We start from the raw sequence: 23,084 nt of genomic DNA, 5'->3' as shown, positions 1-23,084 counted from the left end.
TAGCATCCTCAGTTCGGACGATGCCCCGTGACAGCGGGCTGTTAGCTCTGCAACCATGGCAGATCAAAGAAAAGACCGAATGGCACGATGGAAGACGGAATGAACGACGAAATCCAGATGATGCAGGATGCCCTTTCGCGGTACCTCGCCGAGGCGGGAGGGCTGAGGCCCGCTCAAGATGCCCACGACGGAGCCGCAGATGATGCGGTCTGGACCGCGTTGGCGAAAGATCTGCAACTGTGCGGAATATCCTTACCAGAAGCGGCCGGAGGGTTGAACCTGGGCTTGGCGGCGCTGACGCCATTGGTGCGCGAGCTGGGCCGGGTGTTGTCTCCTGTGCCGTTCGTGTCCACCGTCGGGGTAGTCGCGCCCGTATTATGCGCCGCCGGAGAGGCCGGACTGCCTTGGCTGGAGAAGATTGCGGAAGGGGATCTGCGCGCCACACTGGGGTGTTGGAACGCGGATCAGGTGACAGCGACAGCAACCGATGACGGCTACCGTCTGACGGGCGATCTGGGCCTGGTTCCCGATGCCCCCGATGCCGATTTGATCGTTGTTCCGGCGACATTGGACGGACAGGTGGTTCTGTTTGCCATGGACGGGCCGGACGCATCGGATGGCGATCAAAGCTTCGATCCGACACACCCCGTTGGCAGGGTGCCGCTTGACGGATGCACGGTGCCTGTGACGCGCCTTCTTCCCGTTGATGGCGGCGCTGATGCCTTGGACACCGCGCTGGACCGGGCCCATGTTGCCCTCGCGGCGGAAGCGGCAGGCGCGGCGCGGGGCGCATTCGATTTAACGTTGGATTACATTCAGGAGCGTCGGCAATTCGGCCGTTCGATCGCGTCGTTTCAAGCCATCAAACACCGCATGGCGGCGCTGTTCGTTCAGATCAACACCGCCGATGCGATGATCGCTGGCGCAGCCGAAGGGCTGGACAAGGAGCAGGCGGTTGCCGGTCAAGAGGCCCGCGCTGCTTGGGCCATCGCGCGTGACGTGCAATCCGCCATGGCGTCAGAGGCGATCCAGTTGCACGGCGGCGTCGGGGCGACGTGGGAATACGCCCCGCATCTCTTCTTCAAGCGCGCACGGGCGCAGCAGGATTTGGCCGGGACGCCAAGCCAGAACTTCGCAACCATCGGGCGGGCGCTTTTGGCGGGGGATCTATCCGCCGTGCCGCAGGTGGCCGATACACCCTGGCGCAACGAGGTGCGCCATTGGCTGGACGCACATCTGACGGGTGATTTTGACGTGCTCAAGGATCGGGGTCATGCCGGCGACGGCGACGCAGAGGTCGAGCTGCGCAAGGCGTGGGAACGGGAATTGGCCGGCGGAGGGTGGGTCGGTATCGGTCTGCCCGAAAGCGCCGGCGGTCGGGGCATATCCATCGCGGATCAAGTGGCGTTCCATGAGGAATATGCCGCCCGTGGTGGTCCGGGACGCATGGGCCATATCGGCGAGGGGCTTATGGCGCCAACGCTGATCGAGTTTGGCACAGACGACCAGATAGCGCGTTTTCTGCCGGGCATTCTAAAGGGTGAAACATTCTGGGCGCAGGGCTATTCCGAACCCACCGCGGGCTCGGACCTTGGCGCTGTGCGGACCCGGGCGCGCCTATGTCCCGATACCGGTGATTGGCTGGTGACGGGGCAAAAGGTCTGGACGTCGCTCGCCCATGTGTCGGACTGGGTCTTCGTATTGGCCCGCGCCGAAGAAGGGTCGGTCGGACGCAACGGCTTGGTCTTCTTGATGATGCCGCTAGACCAACCGGAGATTGATACGCGCCCGATCAAGCAGATCAACGGCGAGGCGGAATTCAACGAGATTTTCTTCAACGATGCCCGTGCCAAGGCCTGTGACATGCTGGGCGGCGTGGGCGACGGCTGGAAAATCGCGATGGCGCTATTGGGTCACGAGCGGGGGATCTCGACCCTGGGGCAACAGATGGGGTTCGCGCGCGAGCTGGACACCGTCATTCGCTTGGCGCGCGCGCGCACCGATACGGATACGCTTGCCGAACCGCTTGGCCGTGCCTGGTCCGGATTGCGGGCCATGCGCCACGGTGCGATGCGGATGTTGCAGGCACAATCCGAGGGCCGCGCCGGGCCGGAAATGCTGGGCTACAAGCTGGAATGGTCGCAATGGCACCGCAGTCTGGGGGATCTGGCGATGGATGTCATCGGGCCAGCGGCGGCGGCCTGGTCCGATGATCCGGACGTTCGGCGCTTGCAGCATCTGTATCTGTTTTCCCGTGCGGATACGATCTATGGCGGCACCTCGGAGATCCAGCTCAACATCATTGCAGAGCATGGGTTGAAGATGCCCCGCGAGCCGCGCGGAACAGCCCCATGATCCGCCCCCGTAGCCCCCAGGAGATCGCCGATGCAGACGCGTTGAGCCGTCTTGTCGCGGCCTATTCCCGGGCCGTGGACCGGCGCGATTTGGCCATGCTGAGGGCCCTTTACCTGCCCGAGGGCACCGATGCCCACGGCCGCGCCTTCACCGGGTCGGCAGATGATTACGTCACGTATGTGGAAACTGCGCTGAAAGCCTATTCGGCGACGGCGCATTACGTGATGCAGACCGCGTTCGAGATCGACGGCGACACCGCGCAAGGCGAGGTTCACAAACTGAACTATCACCGCACACATGGGCCGGATGCGCACCATGTGGTCACCGGGTCACGCAGCCTCGATCACTACGCGCGTCGCGGTGGCGCGTGGTTCTTCCGCTCGCGCCATGTGGTGATCGACTGGGTCGATCGCCGGGGCGTGAATGCCGCCGATTGGAATGACCCTGCCGCCACGTCCGAGCGCGGATGCGCAGGGCGCGACGACCCAAGTTACCGAGTGGTGCCAGCCTTTGCGCAGGCCCTCGCTGCACAATGGAATGAGAGGATGGACAATGAAGGACTTTGACAAAAAGGTAGTGGCGATCACGGGGGCAGCGCATGGAATCGGGCGGGCGATCACGCTGGGTTTTGCTGACGCTGGTGCCGATCTGGCGATCTTTGACATCGACGGTGAGGCGCTGGAACAGACAGCGGAAGATGCCCGTGCATTGGGGGCCAAGGTCCACACGATGCAAGGCGACTTCATTGACCTCGATACGATCGTCGCGGCGTTTTCCGGCGCCGTAGAGGCGCTTGGCCCGGTTGATGTGTTGGTGAACAACCTTGGCCAGACGGCGCGCGAGGCCACGACGCCGTTCTCCGAGGCCAAGCATGACACCCTCGATTTTGTTCTCGACATATCCTTGCGCGCGGCGGTTCACTGCACCCGCGAAGTTGTTGCTTCGATGAAAGATCGCAAGGCGGGCCGGATTATCTCGATCTCGTCGGACAGTGCGTTCAATGGCGATTTGGGCTGCGTCGACTACGCCGCCGCCAAGTCCGGCGTTCTGGGCTTCATGCGTGGTCTCGCCCGCGAAATCGGCCCCTATGGGATGACCGCAAACGCCGTATGCCCTGGCCCGACGAACACACGCGCCATGCAACGCATCCCGCGCGACAGCTTTGAGCGTGCCCGCGACGCGGTGCCGATGAAACAGATTTGCGAGCCCGAGGATATCGCCAATGCGGTCTTGTTCCTTGCCTCGGACAAAGCGCGTTACATCACCGGTCAGGCCTTGTTGGTCAACGGCGGGCGGGTGTTCCATTGAGCGGCGTGCAAACTGAACTTACACGGCTGCTTGGGTGCCGCGTGCCTGTCGTGCAAACGGCGATGGGCTGGGTGGCAGAGCCGCCCCTGGTCGCTGCAACGACAAGGGCCGGGGGGTTTGGTTTCCTTGCAGGGGCCTCTATCCCACCGGGCGAGGTTGATGCGCAGATCACACAAGTCGAAAACACGTGTGACGGGAAATTTGGCGTCAATTTCCATATGTTCCAGCCCAACGCGGATGAGATCATCGCGGCAATTCTGGCCCACGCCGATCGCATTCGCGCTGTCAGCTACGGACGCGGGCCAGACGCCGCTACCATCGGGCGCTTCAAGGATGCGGGCATCTTGTGCATGCCCACGGTCGGCGCGCTGAAACACGCCGTGAAAGCGGTGGAGCTCGGGGCGGACATCATCACCGTTCAAGGCGGTGAGGGCGGCGGGCATACCGGATCGGTCCCGACGTCCCTGCTGCTGCCGCAAGTGCTCGATGCGGTCGACGTGCCTGTCGTTGCCGCAGGCGGTTTCCATGATGGCCGCGGCCTTGCTGCGGCGCTGGCGTGGGGGGCGCAGGGTATTGCCATGGGCACGCGCTTCCTGCTGACGACCGACAGCCCGGTCGCGCGCGACACCCTGGAGACCTACCTCAAGACCGGCGACCCGTCGGTGATCCGCGTGACCAAGGCGGTCGATGGCTTGCCACAACGGTTCATCGAAAACGCTGAAGTGCGACGGCTGGAAGGAATGACTGGCGTGAAACGGTTTGTCGCCAGCATTCGCCACGGTCTCGCCTACGGGCGCGCAAACGCGATGAGCTATGCCGACATGGCATCGCTTGCATGGCGTGCGGCGCGGTCTGACGACAGCTCATTCGCGGCAACGGTCATGGCACCCAACCTGCCGACCCTCGTGGTCAAGGGATTGGTGGAGGGCGACACCAAAGAGGGGCTTTTGCCATCCGGTCAGGTCGCGGCTTTGATCGGGGAACTGCAAAGCTGCGAGGCACTGATCTCGGGGATAGAAGCGGACGCATTGGCGCGTATTTCCGCGATGACATCGCTGACACACAACAAGGAGGCGGCCCATGGCTGATCCCATTCATCTGACGATCAACGATCACATCGCAGAGGTGGTCATCGACAATCCGCCTGTTAACGCGCTGGACTCGGCGGGGTGGTTTGCACTGGCCCGCACGATTGAGGCAGCCCATGCAGATCCTGATACACGGGTCGTGGTGATCCGTGCCGAGGGGCGCGGGTTTTGCGCCGGGGTCGACATAAAGGAACTACAGGCGCACCCTGAAAGGATCATCGACGTCAACAAGGGCAATTGGGAAACCTTCCGCGCCGTTCATCAGGGCCGCGCGCCGGTCATTGCTGCCGCGCAGGGATTTGTACTGGGCGGCGGCATCGGCATCTGCGGCTCGGCCGATATCGTCGTCCTGGCGGATGACGCGACGCTTGGGGTGCCAGAGGTCGACCGGGGCGCGTTGGGGGCGGGGGCCCATTTGCAGCGCATGCTGCCACTGCAACTGGTGCGCCGGATGTATTACACGGGCGATCCGATTACTGCGACGGAAGCCGCCAGATGGGGCGGTATCGCCGATGTCGTGCCGCGCGACGCCCTGCGCGACACCGCGATGCAGATTGCCGCGAAGATTGCCGCCAAAAGCCCCACAATGATCGCGTTGGCCAAGGAATCCCTCAACGGGATCGAGGCGACCGATCTGGAACGGGCCTACCGGTGGGAACAAGGCTTTACCGCGCAGGCGTATCTGACCGCCGAAAGCCAAGCCACGCGTGACGCATTCGTGGCCACCGGCCGCGCCGCTGATTTTTCCAAGGATGACAAGAAATGAACAAAGCGCCCGATTATGTGCCCGGCCACGGTCTGCTGAAGGGGCGCTCTGTCCTGATCACCGCGGCCGCTGGAAAAGGAATTGGCTTTGCCACCGCCAGACGAGCGGTCGAGGAAGGCGCCCGTGCCGTGATGGTGTCCGATATCCACCAAGGGCGGCTGGATCAGGCCGTCGCCGACTTGCAGGCGCTGTCGCCCGACTGCGCCGTGTTCGGCCAGATCTGCAACGTAACGGTCGAGGACGAAGTGCAAGCGCTTGTCGCCGCAGCGGAAGAGGCACTGGGTGGCACCGATATCCTCGTCAACAATGCCGGGTTGGGTGGTCTGAAACCTGTGGTTGAGATGCAGGACGATGAATGGACCCGCGTGCTGGACGTGACGTTGACAGGCACGATGCGCATGACCCGCGCCATGCTGCCGTTCATGACCGCGCGCAAGGGCGGGGCCATCGTGAACAATGCCTCGGTTCTGGGCTGGCGCGCTCAAAAAGGTCAGGCGCATTATGCGGCCGCCAAAGCGGGTGTCATGGCGCTGACGCGGTGCTCGGGGCTGGAAGCAGCAGACCACGGTATCCGTATCAACGCGGTCTCCCCCTCGATCGCGATGCATGAATTCCTTGCCCGATCCGCGCCGGAAGAAGCTCTCAAGGCGCTTGCGGATCGAGAGGCCTTCGGCCGCGCCGCCGAGGTCTGGGAAGTCGCCAATGTGATCATATTCCTCGCCTCCGACTACGCCTCCTACATGGTGGGTGAGGTGGTTTCCGTTTCTTCTCAACGCGCATAGGAGCCGTTCATGACGTTTACCTTTACCTCCGCCTCGGAAGTGACTGCGGCCATTGGCAAAAGTCTTGGGCCCACCGACTGGATGGTCATCGAACAGGACCGCATTGACATGTTCGCGGATGCAACTGGCGATCACCAATGGTTGCATGTGGACCCCGAACGCGCCGCCAATGGTCCGTTCGGCAAGACCATCGCCCACGGTTTCCTGTCGCTTTCGCTGGTTAACATGGCTCTGCCTGATCTGTTCATGCCCGACAATCTGGACTGGGGGGTGAACTATGGCGTCGACCGTGTGCGGTTCCCTGCGCCGGTGCCGGTGGGGTCTCGTATCCGGGTCCATGGCGAAATTCTTGAGGCCCAGGATTTGGGCAACCGGATGATCCAGACAAAAGTGCGTCTGACAGTCGAGATTGAGGGCACCGACAAGCCCGCGTGCGTGGCCGATACCCTGCAACGCTATGCGTTTCTGCCCGAGTGAGGTTTCGTTAGTCTCAACAGACGATGAGACGGCGCGGCGCACGGGCCAATGTCTATGCAACCTACAGCAATAAAAGAGTGATTCCATGGACAAGAGGACCGACCTGACCGGTGCGATCGCGACCCTGCGCGACGGCATGACCATCGGCATTGGTGGATGGGGCCCCCGGCGCAAACCGATGGCATTGATCCGCGAAATTTTGCGGTCCGATCTGAAGGATCTGCATCTGGTGTGTTACGGAGGCCCCGAAGTCGGCATGCTATGCGCGGCGGGCAAGGTCTCGAAGGTGACCTATGGCTTCGTGTCGCTGGATAGGATCCCGTTGGAGCCGTGGTTCCGCAAGGCGCGCGAGACCGGTAGCGTTTCGGTAAATGAGCTGGACGAAGGGTTGCTGTTGCTGGGGTTGCGCGCGGCGGCCGAAGGGGTGTCTTTCGCGCCCACACAGGTGGGCCTTGGCACTGCCGTGCCCGAAAATAACCCCTATATGAAAACCGTGGTGTCCCCCTATGACCCGCAGGATATCCTTTTGGCGATGCCTGCGATCCCCTTGGATGTCGCGTTGATCCACGTGAGCCGGGCCGATCATTGGGGCAACACACAGACCGACGGCCCCGATCCCTACTTTGACGATCTCTTCGCCCGAGCATCGGAGCGGGTGATCGTTTCCGCAGAAGAAGTGGTAGAGCGTCTGGACCGGACACATTCTGACCAAGCTTACAAGAGCCTGTTCCACCGAGGCATGGTGAAGTCTGTGGTTCCGGCGCCGCTAGGCGCGCATCCGACCACGTCCCATGGCGTGTATGGGTGGGACATGGACCACCTCAAGACCTATGGCGCGACCGCTGGCGATGCCGAGGCTTGGGCCGAATATATGGCCGAGTATGTGGCGGGTGGCGAAGAGGCTTACCAAGCTGCGGTGGGCGGGGCGGGTGCCGTGCGCAGCCTTCCAATTCCTGTATTTTGAGAGGCGATCCGATGTCCGACACACCTGAATTCACCCTGGCCGAATTGATGATCGTTGCCGCCGCCGAAGCGTTTCGCGGTGATGGCGAATTGTTTACCACCGGTATCGGCACCTTGCCCCGCCTCGCGGCGGGCCTGGCCAAGCTGACGTTTGAACCGGGCCTGATGATGACCGACGGAGAGGCCTTCCTGACGGAAGATCCCGTGCCGCTTGGCGCGCAGGCGGAAGACGTCCCCGGTTTTGCCGGATGGATGCCCTTCAACCGCGTTTTCGCAACCCTGTGGCGGGGGCAGAGACACGCCATGGTCACGCCGGTGCAAATTGACCAATGGGCCCAATCCAACATTTCATGCCTGGGCGACTTCAAGCAGCCGAAGGTGCAGATGCTTGGGGTGCGCGGGTTCCCCGGCAACTCGATTTGCCACAGAAACTCGATGTTGATCCCGGCCCATTCCAAACGGGTATTTGTGGCGGGTGAAGTCGATGTTGTGTCGTCCGTGGGTTACTCGGACAAGCGCTGGCCCGAAGGCATGCGCCGTCCTGATATTCAGGTAGGTCCGATCATCACAGACCTGTGCGTCATGGACTTTGGCGGCCCCGATCATGCCGCGCGTGTCGTCTCACTGCATCCCGGTGTCAGCTTCGACATGGTGCAGGAAGCCACGGGATTTGCGCTTTTGGCGGGCGACGGCATGGGCGAAACGCCAGCACCGACCGCAGCGCAGTTGGAGATCATCCGCCAGCTGGACCCGCACGATATGCGTGCCAAAGCCGTAAAGGGAAACCCACCCGGATTGCGACAAGCGGCATGAGCGCCGCCAAGGGCACTGCCCTTGTGGTGGGCGGCAGCGGTGGCATTGGGGCGGTTATCTGTACAACGCTGGCCCGCGACGGCTGGGACGTGGCGATAACCTATAACTCCGGCCATGATCGGGCAGCACGGGTGGCAACATCCGTGCGCGCGTCCGGACAGGACGCCAGCATTCACCAACTGGATCTGGCACAGCCCGACGCGGCGCCCGCTCTGATCGCGGCGGTGCTTGAAACCCATGGCGCGTTGGATACCGTCATCTACGCCGCGGGCCCGCTCGTCCAATTGGTGCACCTAAGCCGGACCGATCCCGCCTTGATGGAGGGACATCTGATCCAGGACGCATTGGGGTTCTTCCGGCTGATCCACGCGGCATTGCCCGCTTTACGAGACACCAAGGGCTCGGTCGTGGCCTGTCACAGTGCCGCGCAATATCGCTATGCGCCCGCCGATGGTCTGTCGGTTGTGCCAAAGGCAGCCGTTACCGCCACGATGTTGGGCATCGCGAAGGAGGAGGGGCGTTTCGGCGTTCGTGCCAATGGCGTCGGTATCGGCTTGATCGAGGCTGGCCAACACGAGGCGCTATCCGCGTCCGGTGCCATCGACGCCGCGTATCTGGAGGCGGCGGCAAAAGCCACGCCCCTGCGCCGTGCCGGCCGCCCCGAAGACATCGCAGAGGCGGTGGCGTTCTTTGCGGATTCCGCGAAATCGGGGTTTGTGACCGGCCAGACGATCAGCGTGGACGGCGGCTACTCAGTCTAGTTTCATAGCTTGGCCTGGATAAACAAAGGGGTGCCAATTGGCACCCCATCTTCGTTTCCGGGCCGGGATTGTAACGGCTCAGGCCGCCCGGCGCGTCTCCACCCCTTTGCCCAACATGGCCACGCTGGTCAGCACCAGACGCACCAGTTCGGTTTGCCGGTTGATCCCGCATTTGGAGAAAATCGCCCGCAGGTGGGCACGCGCCGTGTTGCGGCTGATGTCCAACTCGGCCGAGGCTTCGTCGAGCGTTAACCCCATGGAGAGGATGCTTGTCAGCGTCGCCTCGGCGGGGGTCAGATCGAACAGTTTGCGTAGCATTGCCTCGCCGGGGGCGCAGGTCCGCTCGCTATCGCGGATCACCAGAGCGCAGGCAATTCCGCCCGACTGGGCAGATTTCGCGATGGGTTGCACCACGATGCCAAGCGCGCGCTCGCACCGGGGCTGGTGGACCCGTAAAACATCCGACGGGCCGTTTTCCGGGTGGCTCAGCGTCGCTTTGATTGCAGATTGCAGCGCCCGGTCTTCGGTGCCGCACAGGGCCGAGATCATGCCGCCGCGTAGCCGCAATCCGTCGCCAGCTGCGATCAGGGTGCTTGCCATTCCCGTCATGGTCACAACGTTGCGTTCAGCATCCAGAAACACGGTGCCGACAGACAAACGCTCCAGCAGATCCGACCCGATGTTGCGTTCCATGTCTGCGGAACTCAACCGGTTCGCAAGCGCAACGGCGCGGTCCAGATGGCACAGAAGGCTTTGCAAAAGCTCCGGTGACGCGGTGTCGGAAGCGGTGCTGGTCGTTGTGCTCAACACCAGACGCCGACCGTCGGTCAGTACGGAGCCGTCCGTGCGCCGACGGCGCATTTCGGCACATTCGTCCATCGAAGGTCCGACCGAGCCAAGCACGACGTCTTCACCGCGTCCGGCGCGGATCAAGCGCACGGCGCGCGCACCGATGGTTTCCGCGATGGCCTGCAAAGCGGCGTCCAGGTCGCCCTCATCAACCGTGGTTCTGTAGATCGTGTCGATCAGGCCCGGATGAATGGCCAGCGTTGAAGTCTGAAAGTCTAGCATGTGTCACGTCTCCCTCTTGCACCGGTAAAACGGCGACTTCCGATCTGTGCCGCACCAGCAGCAGAATCGGCTCCCTGTTCAAACTTTGACGGCCTGTCGACGTATTGTCAAATAAATTGACAGATTGTCGAATTTATCTGCACAGCGTCAATTTTGCGATTGGGTGGTGGGTAGTCGGCTAGTCTCCTCAGACGATGAGAGCGCGGGGCAAATCTGGTCTGCCTCAAGGTGGCTCCGCGCGGGTCGGTAATTCAAAACAAGAGGCTACCCATGGGCGCTGTCATCGTCGCAACCGCAAGAACTCCAGTCGGCAAAGCCTTTCGCGGCGCCTTCAATGATACAGAAGCGCCCGCCATGGCGGGCCATGCAGCCCGAGAGGCGTTGGCGCGTACAGGGTTGGATTCGACGCGCGTGGGTGATGTCGTGATGGGATGTTCCGCGCAACAGGGCACGCAGGGGTACAACATCGGGCGCTTGACCGCCGTCGCTGCGGGTTTCTCCGATAGCGTTCCCGGCATGAGCGTTGATCGCATGTGCTCGTCTGGGTTGATGGCCATTGCGATGGCAGACCGGCAAGTGCGCGAGGATGGGCTGGAGGTCGCGATTGCGGGCGGGGTGGAGTCGATCTCTCTTGTGCAGACCAAGCACAAGAACAGCTACCGCAACATCTCGGATGCCGTGACGGCGCTTTCCCCGCATATGTATATGCCAATGATCGAAACGGCGGAAATCGTCGCGGATCGCTATGGGATCACCCGTGAGGCGCAGGACGCCTTTGCCGCCCAAAGCCAGCAGCGCACCGTTGCCGCGCAAGAGGCAGGCCGCTTTGACGCAGAATTGGCCCCGATGGCGACGGTAAAGAAGGTAAGGACACAGGACGGTGAATGGGTGACCGAGGATGCCATGCTGACCCAGGACGAGGGGATGCGGGCAGGCACCACGGCAGAAAAGCTCTCGGGCCTCGATCCGGTCTACAAGGGGGGCGCGATTGTGCAGGAAGGGCGGTTCATTACCGCTGGCAACAGCTCGCAACTCTCCGATGGCGCATCGGCGCTTGTCCTGACCTCTGACGCGGTGGCAGAGGCCGAGGGTCTGACACCTCTGGGTGCCTTTCGCGGCATGGCCGTGGCGGGGTGTGCCCCCGAAGAGATGGGCATTGGCCCTGTTCTGGCGGTGCCGAAACTATTGGCGCACCACGGGCTGTCGGTGGATGATATCGACCTTTGGGAATTGAACGAAGCCTTCGCCAGCCAGGCGCTCTATTGCCGTGACACACTGGGGATCGACCCCGAAAAGCTGAACGTGGACGGTGGCGCCATTGCCGTGGGGCATCCTTTCGGGATGACCGGCGCGCGACTGGCGGGGCACCTGTTGATCGAAGGCGGTCGGCGCGGTGCCAAATGGGGCGTTGTCACCATGTGCGTGGGCGGCGGCATGGGGGCTGCCGGCCTGTTCGAGATCTTCTCGTAAGGCGCGTTGGGATGGTGCCCGACCGACCCTCGGCCACGCCCGAACGGCCGCGCTTGATCTGCGCCTCTCATACCATCGCGGGTGCCTTGCCGGGGCAGGGGGCGCGACACGGGTTTCACGACCGCGTTGATGCGGTTTCCCGTGCCGGCTTTGATGGAATGCTCGTCCATTTTCGGGATCACGCTGCCCTGGTGGCCGACGGCGCGGACCCTGTGGCGTTGCGGGATGCCGTTTCCGAAGCAGGGCTGAGCGTCCCGGCGGTTGAATTTTTAGCGGATTGGCATGACGCACCGGATCTTGGCTCTGCCGAGCACGCCATAGCAACTGCGCAATTGTTCGGCGCAACGCATATCAACGTTGGCGCAGATATCGCGGGGAAGGATATTCCCCTTACCGATTTGATCCCGCCCTTCCAGAACCTTTGTCGCCGTGCGTCGGACGCGGGACTTGGGATTGCGTTGGAGCTGATCTCCTGGGGCAGGATTTCGGCGTTGCCCGATGCGATCGCATTGGTGGACGCGGGCGGGGCGGCGGCGGGCCTGTTGCTCGATGCATGGCATCTTTCGGTGAGTGGCCCACTGGACACGGACCGCTTGTCAGCCCTTGATCCGTCTCTTGTTGTTGGAGTTCAAATCAGTGATGCTTTTCCGATGACGCCAACGGATCTTCAAACGCGCCTCGCGGCAACACAGAACCGCCTGTTTCCGGGCGAAGGAGGCGGCGTCGATAGCGCCGGATTTCTGGCCGCGCTGTGGCCAGCCGCATGCCGCCACGGTGTCACGGTCGAGGTGATTTCCCCACAAGCGGCCGCGATGCCTGCGAAGCAATGCGCCCGGTACGCGGCCGAGACGGGGCGACGGGCAGTCAAACAGGCGGCTGCACTGATAAGGGATGACCGGTGATGTCAGACACGAAAATGAACACAGCACGCCCGGACACGGACCGGGAACCGCGCCGCGAAACCAACCCCCGCAAAGAGCTGGTGCGCGAAGAGCTGTTGGACATCGCCGCGCGCATGTTCGACGAACACGGGTTTGATCGCGTCTCGATGGCCACAATCGCGCGGGAGGTGGGGCTGGGGCGCTCGGCAATCTATCACTACTTCGCGTCGAAGGACGAAATTCTGGCTTCCATCGTGGAATCCGAGGCTTTGGCGCCGGTCGCGCGTATTCATCAATTGGCGAACGAGCCGGGACTTAGTGCGACGCAACGGCTTCGCGATGTTGTTCTGGATGGCGTGGTGCGGCGCTTGTCGTTCGGGTCTCGGTTCGTGCGGCTTGCGCGGCTGGAAGCACAAATCCCCGATCACCTGCGCAAGGACTACGACCAGTCCCGGCGCGCCATCTACGATGAACACGTGCGATTGATTCGAGAGGGTATCGCGGCGGGAGAGTTTCGCCGCGTAGACGCCCAGATCTCGGCGTTTTCAATTATCGGTATGGCGAACTGGACCTCGCGCTGGTACCGCGCCGACGGACGGTTGAGCGCGCAAGAAGTTGCAGAAGCGATCGCCGATCTTGCCCTCAGCAGCATTTGCGGCCCGGAAGCATCCGATCACCGGCTCGAAACCCTGCGCGCGCGATTGGGCTCCGTGATCGACGACTTGGGCGGCATCGCGGAAAGCATCGGTCCGCCAACGGAATCTAAACCTTAGTCCGTAGGGACGATGGTTCGCCCGCCATGACCGTTCATGGTTGGGACACTGTCAGGGTGGTATCCAAGTTTGGACGATCCACGTGTCATGACGGCGCAGAACCGTTTGGGAGGATGGATGTTTAGCGATCTTTTTATGAACTTCGATATGGTCTCGACGATCATACTGCGAGGGGCCGCGGTGGGGGCACTATTTGCCATCATCGCGATGAGTTTCAACATCGTTCATAACGCCACCGGCATCCTGAACTTCGCGCAGGGTGCGATCTTCCTGTTGGGCGCGTTCGGGGCGTATGTGTTTGCCAACCGGGTGGGCTTCGGCATCTGGATTCCGGTCCTGATCCTTGTCAGCATCGGCATCGGTATTCTGACCGCCGCCCAGGGGTGGCTGACGCTCAAACCGCTGCGATCCTCTGTGGAACAGAACAGTTGGATCATTTCGACGGTTTCCGTATCGGTCATCATTGCGTCGCTGCTGACGCTGAACTTTGGCGTCTTCGGCAACATGGTTCGCGGCCCCGTGCCACGGGTCGAGATCTTTGGCGTCCGCACGCCGGGGGCGTTCCTTCTGGCCATTGCCTCCATGTTCTTGTGGTATTTTGCCCTGCGGTGGTTCCTGCGGCGTACCTTCTACGGGCTGGCAATCAGCGCATTGAGCCAGGACTTCGAGGCCGCCCGCGCAGCAGGTCTTGATGTGCGGAAGTTGCAACTTCTGGCTTTCGGTATCTCAGGTGTCATCGTGGGGTCCGTGGGCTTCATGGTTGCCCCGATGATTTCGGTCAGCCCTGACGCGGGCCTGCGCTATGTTCTCAATGGGTTCGTGGCGGCCGTCGTTGGCGGGATCGGAAACAACACAGGCACCCTGATCGGAGGGCCGCTTGTGGGCATCGTCGCTGCAATGACGGCGTTTTACATCGGCGGCGCCTATCAGGATCTGGCCTCGCTTCTGGTTCTGGTTGCGATCCTCATGTTCTTGCCACAAGGCCTGTTTGGCCGTGCAGCCGCGCGGAAGGTGTAAGATGAACACGCAAACCTTGAATAATTCGCAATCCCCAGCGGCGCCGAAAAACTCGGGCTTTGACAGCGACATGCAGCAGCTTTGGCTGGCGACAGGTCTGTTGTTGATTACCGGTATCGTGCCGGCGCTGATCGGAAACTCATATTGGGAGCACTCCTTCCAGCTTATGAATATCTACATCGCTGTGACGGTCTTGCAGAACTGGCTTTTCGTGGACGCGGGCCAGAAATCCTTTGGCCAAGGCGTCTTGCTGGGGCTTGGCGCTTATGGCTTTGCCATCGCCTACGGCATCCACGAGATGCCCCTTGCCTTGGGGCTACTGTGGGGTCTGATCGCGGCGGCGGGGGGCGGGCTGTTGTTCGCACTTCCGGCGCTGCGGGTGCAGGGGTTCCACCTGGGCTTCGTGACGCTATCGGCGGCGGTCGTCTTCCCGCAGTTGTTGCTGCAAATGGATGATCTCACGCAGGGGCTCAACGGTATTCCCATGTCGATGCCGTCCTTGAACGAGCCTTTCCTGTTTGGCATCAGTGGCTTGTCACTGCTGTGCACGGCGGCGCCGATCGCGGCACTGACGTTTCATCTGATGATGCGCCGCTCCCGGCTTGGCCGGCGCATGCGCACCGCTGCGGAAAGCCCCGAGGCCGCGCGCTCGCTTGGCATTCGTCCCGGCGTGATGAGCTCTGCCGCGTTCCTTATTGCCGCCATCGGCACCGGCATCTGCGGCCTGCTTTTCGTTCCTGCGGTAAGCTTTGTGACACCGCAAAGCTTCTTGATGGATGTCTCTTTCATCTTCTTCTTTGCAGTGGTTGTCGGTGGGCGCGGGCAAATCCTGGGGCCGGTTATCGGAATCTGGGCGGTCTTCACGATACCCAACATCCTGCTGGTCGACCTAGCGCATTACAAACCGCTGGTTTACGGGTTCATCACGCTTTTCGTCGTGTTGGTATTTCCCGATGGGGTCGTTGGAACGGTCGAGGAATGGCGCCGCAAACGGAGCCAAAGCGGCGGCGGCGAGCGCGCCTTTCACCTGACGGCGTTGACGGATTGGCTATCGAGCCTGCCAGATCACGCGACCAGCCCCGACGCCGAGCCGATCATCTCGGTCAAGGGGGCGACCAAGCGTTTCGGCTCTGTGGTCGCCGTTGACCATGTCGATATGGATCTTCGGCCGGGCGAAATTCACGGTCTGGTCGGGGCGAACGGATCGGGAAAAACCTCGCTTCTGAACATCCTGAACGGTTTCAGCCGCATGAATGATGGCAGCTACACCTTCACCGGGCGCGATGTCTCCGCGGCATCTGCGCCGGGAATTGCGTCCCTGGGTCTGGGGCGCACGTTTCAGACGCCCCGTATCTTCCCGTCGTTCTCGGTGTGGAACAACGTACGCGTCGGTCTGGATGCGCGCGAAACGGCCTTGCCCGAAGAACTGGCCCGGATCTTGCGTCAGATGGAGGCGGAACATGCCGACGGAATGCCGACGCTTCTTTCCCACGGTCAGCGCCGCATTCTTGAGGTCGTGCGCGTGGTGTTGAAAGACAGCCGTGTCGTGCTTTTCGACGAACCTGCCGCGGGCCTTTCTAGCGAAGAGCGGGCGGAATTCTCGAACCTTGTGCGGTTGCTTAGCCAAAAACTTGGCACGGCGGTGGTACTGGTGGAGCATGACCTGGAGCTCGTCTGGTCCATTGCGGACCGGATCACCGTGCTGGAGACCGGGCAGGTCGTGGCGCAGGGCCGCCCCGATGATCTCGCGAAAGACCCCGCCGTTCAGCATCTTTTTGTGGGAGGCGATCATGCCATTGCTTGAAGTCAAAGGTTTAACCGCTGGATACGGCGATATCCCCGTTGTGCGCGATGTATCCCTGTCCATCGAACCCGGAGAAATTCTGTTGATCGGCGGCGAAAACGGCGCGGGCAAGTCGACGCTGCTGCGTGCGATCAGTGGGTTCAACACGCCAAGCTCGGGGTCTGTCGTGCTCAACGGCAAGAACGTCACGGGCTTGCCGCCTGAAAAAGTGGCGCGTGAAGGGTTGCGGCTGGTCCTCGATAACCACCGCGTCTTTCCGGAGTTGACGGTCTACGACAACCTTCGCTTGGGCCAGGCGGCGGCAGTGCGCGACAAGGGAAGTTTTGAGAAATCGCTTCGGGAGATCCATGAAGTGTTTCCGATCCTCCAGGAAAAGCGCGATCAGCCAGCCCGTGACCTTTCAGGCGGTCAACAACAGATCCTGGCTTTGGGGCAGGCGTTTGTCGCCCGACCGAAGGTTCTGCTGTGTGACGAGCCTTCCATGGGTGTCGCCCAGATGCTGTTGCCGCCGATCCTGTCTTTCTTGCGAAAGTGGGCGGAATCCGGCACCGCTGTCGTGATCGTGGAGCAGCACTTGAAGTTGACACAACCCTACACCGACCGCGCAATGATCATCAGCCGGGGCGAAGTGGCGTTGGAATGTGCCTCGAGCGATCTTGATGCGCGGCTGGCAGATTGGAACGCTGAACGCCTGGCGACGGCCTCCAATGGGTGAGTATGCAGCGTTACCGGCTTCGGCGGGGCCCGTTTGTTGGACAGGATACGTCGGACCCGATGACATCGACGAAAACGGGCATATGAACGTGAAATCCTATGACCGGATCATGGAGAACGCCGATATGGCGTTCTTTTATGATATGGGGTGGACGCCGGCGTACCCTCAGCAAGAGGCGAAAGGCTATTTCCGCGTCGAGAAGCATGTCCGCTATCAGGCGGAATTGCTGGAAGGCACGCCAATCTGTGTCACCGCATGGTTGGCCGCGACGGACGGCAAGCGGTTCCATCTGTTTTTTCAGCTTTGGAACAGGTCGGACGGTCGCCGCTCTGCCACGATGGAAACCATGCTCCTCCATATGGATCTGACAACCCGCAGGCCCGCGCCAATCCCCGATAACGCGCAATCCCGTGCCTGGAACGCCCTGCTGGAAACGCAAAAAGGTGTGCCTGTGCCTGAGGGTCTTGGACGCCGCGTCAGCATGGACCGCCAGGACTAAGGCGGGTGCGTTAGTCTCAACAGACGATGATTGCGCGGCCCGTGGCGCGTAGGTCTGACAGGGAAAACGGGCGACCGAACCAAGGGCGCGCCTGCATAGGACAAGGACCGAAACCCATGACGCAAGATCAGCCAAGCGCGCCACAGTACGAGACAGATGAACCGGTCACATACCGCGTCGAAAACGCTGTGGCCTGGATCATGATGAACCGGCCCAAATTCAACAACGCCCAAAATTCCCAGATGACCTATGCTCTGGACGATGCGTTCCGCCGTGCCGTTGATGATGACGACGTGAAGGCCATCGTTCTGGGCGGCGAGGGGAAGCATTTCTCCGCAGGTCACGACATTGGCACGCCGGGTCGCGATGTGGATCAACCGTTTGAGCGGCGCTTGTTGTGGGAAGACCACACCAGGAAGGACGGCGCAGAGTTCCTCTATGCGCGCGAGCAGGAGCAATACCTTGGCATGTGCCGTCGGTGGCGCGATTGCCCAAAGCCCACCATCGCCATGGTGCAAGGCGCCTGCATCGCGGGCGGCTTGATGCTGGCTTGGGTCTGCGACCTGATCGTCGCGTCAGAAGACGCGTTCTTTCAGGACCCGGTGATCCGGATGGGCATTCCGGGCGTCGAATATTTCGCCCATGCGTTTGAGTTGCCGCCGCGTGTCGCCAAGGAATTCTTGCTTCTGGGCGACCGGATGCCTGCCGCGCGGGCCGAGACGTTTGGCATGGTCAACAAGATCGTGCCACGCGATGAGCTTTCCGCAACCACGACACAATGGGCCGAGAAATTGGCCGGGATGCCGCCGCTTGGCATGTGGTTGACCAAACAGGCGGTGAACCATGTGGAGGATGCACGGGGCAAGCGCACCTCGATGGATGCGGTGTTCCATATGCATCACTTCGCCCACGCCCAGAACGAACTGGTGTCTGGCGACAGGCTTTCGGGCCTCGACGCGGGCGGAATGGCGAAAGCCAACAAAGACGCCGCGAAGAAGGGCTGATTTTTCATGGACCTGACATTTACCCCCGAGGAAAACGCCTTCCGAATGGAGGTGCGCGATTGGATGGCCGACAATGTGCCCGCCACGCCATTGCCCAGTTTCGATGCCTCGCGTGAGGGGTTTGAAGCGCACCGCGCCTGGGAGGCGGTCCTGAACGAGGGGCGATGGGGCATGGTCACATGGCCAGAGGCCTACGGTGGACGCGGTGTCGACCTGATCCGCTGGCTGATCTTCGAAGAAGAATACTACGCCGCCCGTGCCCCTCTTCGGGTCAACCAGAACGGAATTTTCCTGTTGGGGCCGACGTTGATGGAATTCGGAACCGACGCGCAGAAAAAGCGATTCCTGCCCAAGATGGCGACCGGTGAGGAAATCTGGGCGCAGGCGTGGTCCGAACCTCAGGCCGGATCAGATATGGCAGCGGTCCGGGCAAAGGCCGTGCGCGACGGTGATGAATACGTGCTCTCAGGTCACAAGATCTGGTCGTCACGGGCGGTCTATGCCGATTGGGCCTTTGGTCTGTTTCGCAGTGACCCGGATAGCGAACGCCATCACGGGCTCAGCCTCATCCTGTTCCCCCTCGACACGCCGGGCGTCACACGGACTCCGATCCACCAGATCAACGGCGAACACGGGTTCGCGGAACTGCATTTGGACGACGTCCGGGTGCCTGCGGAAAATATCCTTGGGGCCGAGGGCGAGGGGTGGAAAATCTGCATGGCCACGGCCGGGTTTGAACGGGGCCTTATGCTGCGCAGCCCCGCACGCTATCAAATGGCCGCACAGGCGCTTGTGGCTTTGGCGCGCTCTCAAGGGGAGGCGCTCGATCCCACCTTGCGCGCACGGGTCGCGGATGCCTGCATGGGGGCCGAGGCCTATGCCCTGTCGATCTACGCGACCGCCTCTCGGTTGGTCGCGGGGGGCTCGATCGGGGCCGAGGCATCCACCAACAAGATCTTCTGGTCCGAGCTGGACATCGCGCTGCATGAAACCGCCCTCGATATTTTGGGCGGCAGCGCGGAATTGCTCCCGGGCGCTGATGCGGCGCCCGATGCGGGCGGTTGGCTGGACGGGTATCTGTTTTCCCTCGCCGGACCGATCTACGCCGGAACCAACGAGATCCAACGCAACATCATCGCCGAGCGGATGCTCGGCATGCCAAGGAAGTGACCGCGATGCAATTCGTCTTCACCCAAGAACAGTTGATGATGTCCGAAATGGTGCAGGGGTTCCTGACGGAGCATTGCACAACTGCAGACCTGCGAAAGCTGGCGGCATCGGAGGGATGTTTTGATCAGGCCCGGTGGCAGGGCTTGGTCGATCTGGGACTTCTGGGCGCGTTGATGCCCGAGGCTCAGGGCGGCCTCGCGTTGTCGGGGCCGGACGTGGTGGATATTGCCCAGGCCTGTGGCGCGGCCTTGTTGCCCGAGCCTTTGTTGAACGTCATGGGCGTTGTTCTGCCCGCTTTGTCCTCTCTGGGGCAAAAGGCGTTGATCGCCGATGTTTTGGCAGGGTCGACCCACGTCGCCGTGTCCCACCCGGACGCGCGTCTTGTCGATGGCGCGGACCGGGCCAGTCATTTCCTGATCATGGACACGGATCGGGTGCGCCTTGCGGCGGCCGCGAACGTCACGCTGACACCGCAACCGACAATCGACCCGTTGCGCCGGCTACTCACCGTGACCAGCACAAGCGCAGACGTAGTGGCCGAGGGCGATGCCGCGGCGCAAGTCACAAACCAGGCCGCTGACGCGGGCGCGTTTTTTGCCGCCGCGCAACTTCTGGGCATCGCGCAGAAGGCCATTGATATCTCGGTCGCTTATGCTTGCGAGCGTACGCAATTCGGCAAGCCCATTGGCGTCAATCAAGCGCTGAAGCATCATTTGGCCAGCGCGCAGGTCGCGGTGGAATTTGCACGCCCGGTGCTGCATGCGGCATCGGCGCTGTTGCCGGGGGCGGGGCAGGCCACGAGCGCCCGGATCAGTCACGCGAAAATCGCCTGTGGCCGGGCGGCGGACCTTGCCACGCGCACGGCCATTCAGGTCCACGGCGGCATGGGCTACTCGCAAGAGGCCGACGTGCATCTTTATCTCAAGCGTACCTTGGCGTTGCGCCGGACCTTTGGCACCGAAACACACCACCGAAATCGCTATGCAGCGCGGCTGGACGCGCTGCCTTTCGCCCCCGACACTCTTTTCCCGCAGGAAACATCCCATGCCTGAAGCCTATATCATCGACGCCATCCGCACTCCCGTGGGCCGCAAGAAGGGCAGTTTCGCAGACCTGCACCCTGCCGATCTTGGGGCCCATCCGATCAAGGTCCTGATGGAACGCACCGGCATAGATCCGGCAGCGGTCGACGATGTGGTCTTTGGCTGTGTCGAAACGCTTGGGCCACAAGCAGGCGACATTGCGCGGACCTGCTGGTTGGTGGCGGGGCTGCCCGAGCATGTTCCCGGCGTCACGGTTGACCGCCAATGCGGCTCGTCCCAGCAGGCCGTCCATTTTGCCGCGCAAGGTGTGATGAGCGGCACGCAGGATCTGGTGGTGGCAGGCGGGGTGCAAAACCTCAATGCGATCCCGATTTCCGGGGCGATGATGGCGGGGCAGGCGTTTGGTTTCCCGGATCCGTTCTCGACCTCTCCGGGGTGGCAAGCCCGCTATGGGGATGCCGAGGTGAACCAGTTCCGCTCTGCCCAGATGATCGCCGACAAGTGGGAGATATCCCGCGATCAGATGGAAGCCTTCGCCTTGGAAAGCCATACCCGCGCCCTGGCGGCGATGGACGAAGGCCGTTTCGCCCCGGAAATCGCGCCGCTCAACGGGCTCGATCACGATGAACCGCCGCGCCGTGATACCACGCTGGAGCGTATGGCGACCCTGCAACCGCTGCGCGAAGGCGGCACGATCCATGCAGGCGTCGCAAGCCAGAACGCCGATGCCGCGGCGGCCTTGCTGATCGCATCTGAGCGGGCGGTGAAGGATCACGGCCTCAAGCCCCGTGCGCGCATTCACCATCTGACCGTGCGCGCCGCTGATCCGGTCTGGATGCTGACCGCGCCAATCCCCGCAACGCAACATGCCTTGGCGAAAGTCGGGTTGAGCGTCGACGATATCGACCTGTTTGAATGTAACGAAGCATTTGCGTCGATCCCGATGGCGTGGATGAAGGAACTTGGCATTCCCCACGACAAGGTCAATGTGAATGGAGGCGCTATCGCGCTCGGGCATCCCCTTGGCGCCACCGGCGCGCGGTTGATGACCACGATGCTATACGAGCTGGAACGCCGCGGCGGGCGCTATGGTTTGCAAACCATGTGCGAGGGCGGGGGCCAGGCCAACGTGACCATCATCGAGCGTCTCTAGACCATGGCCTGTTGCGCGTTCGAGGGGCTGCGTCCGGTGGCGGGCTCACCAGCGCGGATCGCGCGGTCCCTGTCAGCGGATGAGATCGCTTGGCGCAACAACGGCCACGGTGAATACCAGCGCCTGGCAAAACGCGCCCTGGGCAGCCTGTGCGAAACCGCGCCGCTGACCGAAATGGAACCGAACCGCCCGCGCAACAGGGAAAATGCGATCCCGGTGCGATTGGGGCGAAATACACAGAATGAGGAGGCTCGAGATGGGCATTTGTGACGACCGGGTGGTGATTGTAACAGGCGCGGGCCGGGGCCTTGGCCGCGCTTATGCGCTGGAGCTGGCGGCCCAGGGGGCTGCGGTTGTGGTAAATGACCTGGGCGTCAGCAACCATGGCGAGGATACGGGCGAAAGCCCCGCAGATGCCGTCGTGGCCGAGATCACGGCAGCCGGCGGACGCGCTATTGCCAACCACGCCGATGTTGCCGATTGGGACGCGACGGGCACCATGGTTGCCCAGGCAATCGAGACCTTCGGCGGCCTCCACGCAGTGGTCAACAACGCCGGTTTCGTGCGCGACAGGATGTTTGTCTCGGCTACGCCGGATGAGTGGGACGCAATCATGCACGTCCACCTGCGCGGCCATTTTTGCACCTCTCGCCATGCGGTGGATTACTGGCGCGGCCAGGCCAAGGCGGGCAAGCCGGTGGACGGGCGTATCGTCAACACCACGTCGGGCGCCGGGCTGCACGGCTCCATGGGGCAGACGGCCTATTCAACGGCGAAGGGCGGCATTGCCACGATGACATTGGTTCAGGCGGCGGAACTGGCACGTTACGGCATCACGGCCAATGCGCTGACTCCCAACGCCCGTACGCGAATGACCGAAGGCGCATTCGGCGAAGCGATGAGCAAGAAGGACGGCGATTTTGACACGTTCGCGCCCGAAAACACCGCTCCGCTTGTGGCGTGGCTGTGTTCTGCGGCGTCGTCAGAGGTAACGGGGCAGGTGTTTGAACTGATTGGCGGCAAGCTGACGCTGTGTCTTGGCTGGAGCGATGGCCCCTCGGAAGATGCCGGTCGCATGTGGCAAGCCGAGGAAGTCGGCGGTGCCGTGGACCGGCTGATGGCTGATCGCCCCAAGGCCAAGCCGGTGTGGGGGACGTCCTGAACGGGCACT

The 23,084-nt window shown here is 62.3% G+C and carries 24 protein-coding genes; 23 read left to right on the top strand and 1 reads right to left on the bottom strand.

The window, feature by feature from the left end:
- The first annotated feature begins 99 nt into the window (after window positions 1-99).
- The 10 genes from AADW23_RS16485 to AADW23_RS16440 all read left to right on the top strand — a co-directional run bounded on the left by AADW23_RS16485 (window position 100) and on the right by AADW23_RS16440 (window position 9,313).
- Window positions 100-2,355, top strand: a complete 2,256-nt coding sequence (locus AADW23_RS16485) for an acyl-CoA dehydrogenase (protein WP_341862033.1) — start codon at window positions 100-102, stop codon at window positions 2,353-2,355.
- The gene (locus tag AADW23_RS16480) at window positions 2,352-2,921 is read left to right on the top strand and encodes a nuclear transport factor 2 family protein (RefSeq protein ID WP_341862032.1); all 570 of its coding nucleotides are present in this window, start codon (window positions 2,352-2,354) and stop codon (window positions 2,919-2,921) included. The genes AADW23_RS16485 and AADW23_RS16480 overlap by 4 nt, the downstream gene beginning before the upstream one ends.
- Entirely contained in the window at window positions 2,908-3,663 is a 756-nt protein-coding gene (locus tag AADW23_RS16475; RefSeq protein ID WP_341862031.1) for an SDR family NAD(P)-dependent oxidoreductase, read from the top strand. The genes AADW23_RS16480 and AADW23_RS16475 overlap by 14 nt, the downstream gene beginning before the upstream one ends.
- Window positions 3,664-3,668: 5 nt before the next feature.
- On the top strand, window positions 3,669-4,751 hold the full coding sequence (locus AADW23_RS16470) for a nitronate monooxygenase (protein WP_341862030.1): 1,083 nt from the start codon (window positions 3,669-3,671) through the stop codon (window positions 4,749-4,751).
- Window positions 4,744-5,517 (top strand): enoyl-CoA hydratase family protein, encoded by a 774-nt coding sequence (locus AADW23_RS16465; RefSeq protein WP_341862029.1) that lies wholly within the window; start codon window positions 4,744-4,746, stop codon window positions 5,515-5,517. The genes AADW23_RS16470 and AADW23_RS16465 overlap by 8 nt, the downstream gene beginning before the upstream one ends.
- On the top strand, window positions 5,514-6,299 hold the full coding sequence (locus AADW23_RS16460; RefSeq protein WP_341862028.1) for an SDR family oxidoreductase: 786 nt from the start codon (window positions 5,514-5,516) through the stop codon (window positions 6,297-6,299). Before AADW23_RS16465 ends, AADW23_RS16460 begins: the two co-directional genes overlap by 4 nt.
- Window positions 6,300-6,308: 9 nt before the next feature.
- Window positions 6,309-6,776, top strand: a complete 468-nt coding sequence (locus tag AADW23_RS16455; protein ID WP_341862027.1) for a MaoC family dehydratase — start codon at window positions 6,309-6,311, stop codon at window positions 6,774-6,776.
- A gap of 85 nt (window positions 6,777-6,861) precedes the next feature.
- On the top strand, window positions 6,862-7,740 hold the full coding sequence (locus tag AADW23_RS16450; protein WP_341862026.1) for a CoA-transferase: 879 nt from the start codon (window positions 6,862-6,864) through the stop codon (window positions 7,738-7,740).
- Window positions 7,741-7,751: 11 nt separating this feature from the next.
- A complete protein-coding gene (locus tag AADW23_RS16445; RefSeq protein ID WP_341862025.1) occupies window positions 7,752-8,552 on the top strand; it encodes a ketoacid CoA transferase in 801 nt (266 codons plus the stop codon).
- Window positions 8,549-9,313 (top strand): SDR family oxidoreductase, encoded by a 765-nt coding sequence (locus AADW23_RS16440; RefSeq protein WP_341862024.1) that lies wholly within the window; start codon window positions 8,549-8,551, stop codon window positions 9,311-9,313. Before AADW23_RS16445 ends, AADW23_RS16440 begins: the two co-directional genes overlap by 4 nt.
- 78 nt (window positions 9,314-9,391) lie before the next feature.
- Here the strand turns inward: AADW23_RS16440 and AADW23_RS16435 are convergent, their stop codons facing one another.
- Window positions 9,392-10,384 (bottom strand): LuxR C-terminal-related transcriptional regulator, encoded by a 993-nt coding sequence (locus AADW23_RS16435; protein WP_341862023.1) that lies wholly within the window; start codon window positions 10,382-10,384, stop codon window positions 9,392-9,394.
- A 270-nt stretch (window positions 10,385-10,654) separates the two neighbouring features.
- Here AADW23_RS16435 and AADW23_RS16430 point away from each other — a divergent pair, with 270 nt between their 5' ends.
- The 13 genes from AADW23_RS16430 (at window position 10,655) to AADW23_RS16370 (ending at window position 23,075) form a co-directional block, all read left to right on the top strand.
- Window positions 10,655-11,854, top strand: a complete 1,200-nt coding sequence (locus AADW23_RS16430) for an acetyl-CoA C-acyltransferase (protein ID WP_341862022.1) — start codon at window positions 10,655-10,657, stop codon at window positions 11,852-11,854.
- Between the two features lie 11 nt (window positions 11,855-11,865).
- Window positions 11,866-12,756: a TIM barrel protein gene (locus AADW23_RS16425; RefSeq protein WP_341862021.1), complete on the top strand. Its 891-nt coding sequence runs from the start codon at window positions 11,866-11,868 to the stop codon at window positions 12,754-12,756.
- The gene (locus tag AADW23_RS16420; protein ID WP_341862020.1) at window positions 12,756-13,508 is read left to right on the top strand and encodes a TetR/AcrR family transcriptional regulator; all 753 of its coding nucleotides are present in this window, start codon (window positions 12,756-12,758) and stop codon (window positions 13,506-13,508) included. The genes AADW23_RS16425 and AADW23_RS16420 overlap by 1 nt, the downstream gene beginning before the upstream one ends.
- Before the next feature lie 117 nt (window positions 13,509-13,625).
- A complete protein-coding gene (locus AADW23_RS16415; RefSeq protein WP_341862019.1) occupies window positions 13,626-14,525 on the top strand; it encodes a branched-chain amino acid ABC transporter permease in 900 nt (299 codons plus the stop codon).
- A gap of 1 nt (window position 14,526) precedes the next feature.
- Window positions 14,527-16,329, top strand: coding sequence for an ATP-binding cassette domain-containing protein (locus tag AADW23_RS16410; protein ID WP_341862018.1), 1,803 nt, complete (start codon window positions 14,527-14,529; stop codon window positions 16,327-16,329).
- Window positions 16,316-17,044: an ABC transporter ATP-binding protein gene (locus AADW23_RS16405; RefSeq protein WP_341862017.1), complete on the top strand. Its 729-nt coding sequence runs from the start codon at window positions 16,316-16,318 to the stop codon at window positions 17,042-17,044. The genes AADW23_RS16410 and AADW23_RS16405 overlap by 14 nt, the downstream gene beginning before the upstream one ends.
- A complete protein-coding gene (locus AADW23_RS16400) occupies window positions 16,989-17,543 on the top strand; it encodes a thioesterase family protein (protein WP_341862016.1) in 555 nt (184 codons plus the stop codon). Before AADW23_RS16405 ends, AADW23_RS16400 begins: the two co-directional genes overlap by 56 nt.
- A 116-nt stretch (window positions 17,544-17,659) precedes the next feature.
- Window positions 17,660-18,547: an enoyl-CoA hydratase gene (locus tag AADW23_RS16395; protein ID WP_341862015.1), complete on the top strand. Its 888-nt coding sequence runs from the start codon at window positions 17,660-17,662 to the stop codon at window positions 18,545-18,547.
- Window positions 18,548-18,553: 6 nt separating this feature from the next.
- A complete protein-coding gene (locus AADW23_RS16390) occupies window positions 18,554-19,717 on the top strand; it encodes an acyl-CoA dehydrogenase (protein WP_341862014.1) in 1,164 nt (387 codons plus the stop codon).
- Between the two features lie 5 nt (window positions 19,718-19,722).
- Entirely contained in the window at window positions 19,723-20,769 is a 1,047-nt protein-coding gene (locus tag AADW23_RS16385) for an acyl-CoA dehydrogenase family protein (RefSeq protein WP_341862013.1), read from the top strand.
- Complete coding sequence (locus AADW23_RS16380) at window positions 20,762-21,913, top strand: acetyl-CoA C-acetyltransferase (protein WP_341862012.1); 1,152 nt, start codon at window positions 20,762-20,764, stop codon at window positions 21,911-21,913. The genes AADW23_RS16385 and AADW23_RS16380 overlap by 8 nt, the downstream gene beginning before the upstream one ends.
- A gap of 36 nt (window positions 21,914-21,949) precedes the next feature.
- Window positions 21,950-22,183 carry a hypothetical protein gene (locus tag AADW23_RS16375; protein WP_341862011.1) on the top strand — a complete coding sequence of 78 codons (234 nt, stop codon included), beginning with the start codon at window positions 21,950-21,952 and terminating at the stop codon, window positions 22,181-22,183.
- Entirely contained in the window at window positions 22,170-23,075 is a 906-nt protein-coding gene (locus AADW23_RS16370; RefSeq protein ID WP_341862010.1) for an SDR family oxidoreductase, read from the top strand. Before AADW23_RS16375 ends, AADW23_RS16370 begins: the two co-directional genes overlap by 14 nt.
- Window positions 23,076-23,084 lie beyond the last annotated feature (9 nt).

Source organism: Gymnodinialimonas sp. 57CJ19, assembly GCF_038396845.1.
Taxonomy (GTDB): domain Bacteria; phylum Pseudomonadota; class Alphaproteobacteria; order Rhodobacterales; family Rhodobacteraceae; genus Gymnodinialimonas.
This window is presented reverse-complemented; position numbering and strand designations above follow the sequence as displayed.

What these genes read in the sequence shown, in the direction of transcription:
- AADW23_RS16465 (WP_341862029.1), top strand. Translation starts at nt 4,744, where the DNA reads ATGGCTGATCCCATTCATCTGACGATCAACGATCACATCGCAGAGGTG.
- AADW23_RS16390 (WP_341862014.1), top strand. Translation starts at nt 18,554, where the DNA reads ATGGACCTGACATTTACCCCCGAGGAAAACGCCTTCCGAATGGAGGTG.
- AADW23_RS16480 (WP_341862032.1), top strand. Translation starts at nt 2,352, where the DNA reads ATGATCCGCCCCCGTAGCCCCCAGGAGATCGCCGATGCAGACGCGTTG.
- AADW23_RS16455 (WP_341862027.1), top strand. Translation starts at nt 6,309, where the DNA reads ATGACGTTTACCTTTACCTCCGCCTCGGAAGTGACTGCGGCCATTGGC.
- AADW23_RS16405 (WP_341862017.1), top strand. Translation starts at nt 16,316, where the DNA reads ATGCCATTGCTTGAAGTCAAAGGTTTAACCGCTGGATACGGCGATATC.
- AADW23_RS16415 (WP_341862019.1), top strand. Translation starts at nt 13,626, where the DNA reads ATGTTTAGCGATCTTTTTATGAACTTCGATATGGTCTCGACGATCATA.
- AADW23_RS16385 (WP_341862013.1), top strand. Translation starts at nt 19,723, where the DNA reads ATGCAATTCGTCTTCACCCAAGAACAGTTGATGATGTCCGAAATGGTG.
- AADW23_RS16400 (WP_341862016.1), top strand. Translation starts at nt 16,989, where the DNA reads ATGCGCGGCTGGCAGATTGGAACGCTGAACGCCTGGCGACGGCCTCCA.
- AADW23_RS16440 (WP_341862024.1), top strand. Translation starts at nt 8,549, where the DNA reads ATGAGCGCCGCCAAGGGCACTGCCCTTGTGGTGGGCGGCAGCGGTGGC.
- AADW23_RS16460 (WP_341862028.1), top strand. Translation starts at nt 5,514, where the DNA reads ATGAACAAAGCGCCCGATTATGTGCCCGGCCACGGTCTGCTGAAGGGG.
- AADW23_RS16475 (WP_341862031.1), top strand. Translation starts at nt 2,908, where the DNA reads ATGAAGGACTTTGACAAAAAGGTAGTGGCGATCACGGGGGCAGCGCAT.
- AADW23_RS16395 (WP_341862015.1), top strand. Translation starts at nt 17,660, where the DNA reads ATGACGCAAGATCAGCCAAGCGCGCCACAGTACGAGACAGATGAACCG.
- AADW23_RS16380 (WP_341862012.1), top strand. Translation starts at nt 20,762, where the DNA reads ATGCCTGAAGCCTATATCATCGACGCCATCCGCACTCCCGTGGGCCGC.
- AADW23_RS16425 (WP_341862021.1), top strand. Translation starts at nt 11,866, where the DNA reads ATGGTGCCCGACCGACCCTCGGCCACGCCCGAACGGCCGCGCTTGATC.
- AADW23_RS16420 (WP_341862020.1), top strand. Translation starts at nt 12,756, where the DNA reads ATGTCAGACACGAAAATGAACACAGCACGCCCGGACACGGACCGGGAA.
- AADW23_RS16435 (WP_341862023.1), bottom strand. Translation starts at nt 10,384, where the DNA reads ATGCTAGACTTTCAGACTTCAACGCTGGCCATTCATCCGGGCCTGATC.
- AADW23_RS16450 (WP_341862026.1), top strand. Translation starts at nt 6,862, where the DNA reads ATGGACAAGAGGACCGACCTGACCGGTGCGATCGCGACCCTGCGCGAC.
- AADW23_RS16485 (WP_341862033.1), top strand. Translation starts at nt 100, where the DNA reads ATGAACGACGAAATCCAGATGATGCAGGATGCCCTTTCGCGGTACCTC.
- AADW23_RS16445 (WP_341862025.1), top strand. Translation starts at nt 7,752, where the DNA reads ATGTCCGACACACCTGAATTCACCCTGGCCGAATTGATGATCGTTGCC.
- AADW23_RS16430 (WP_341862022.1), top strand. Translation starts at nt 10,655, where the DNA reads ATGGGCGCTGTCATCGTCGCAACCGCAAGAACTCCAGTCGGCAAAGCC.
- AADW23_RS16410 (WP_341862018.1), top strand. Translation starts at nt 14,527, where the DNA reads ATGAACACGCAAACCTTGAATAATTCGCAATCCCCAGCGGCGCCGAAA.
- AADW23_RS16370 (WP_341862010.1), top strand. Translation starts at nt 22,170, where the DNA reads ATGGGCATTTGTGACGACCGGGTGGTGATTGTAACAGGCGCGGGCCGG.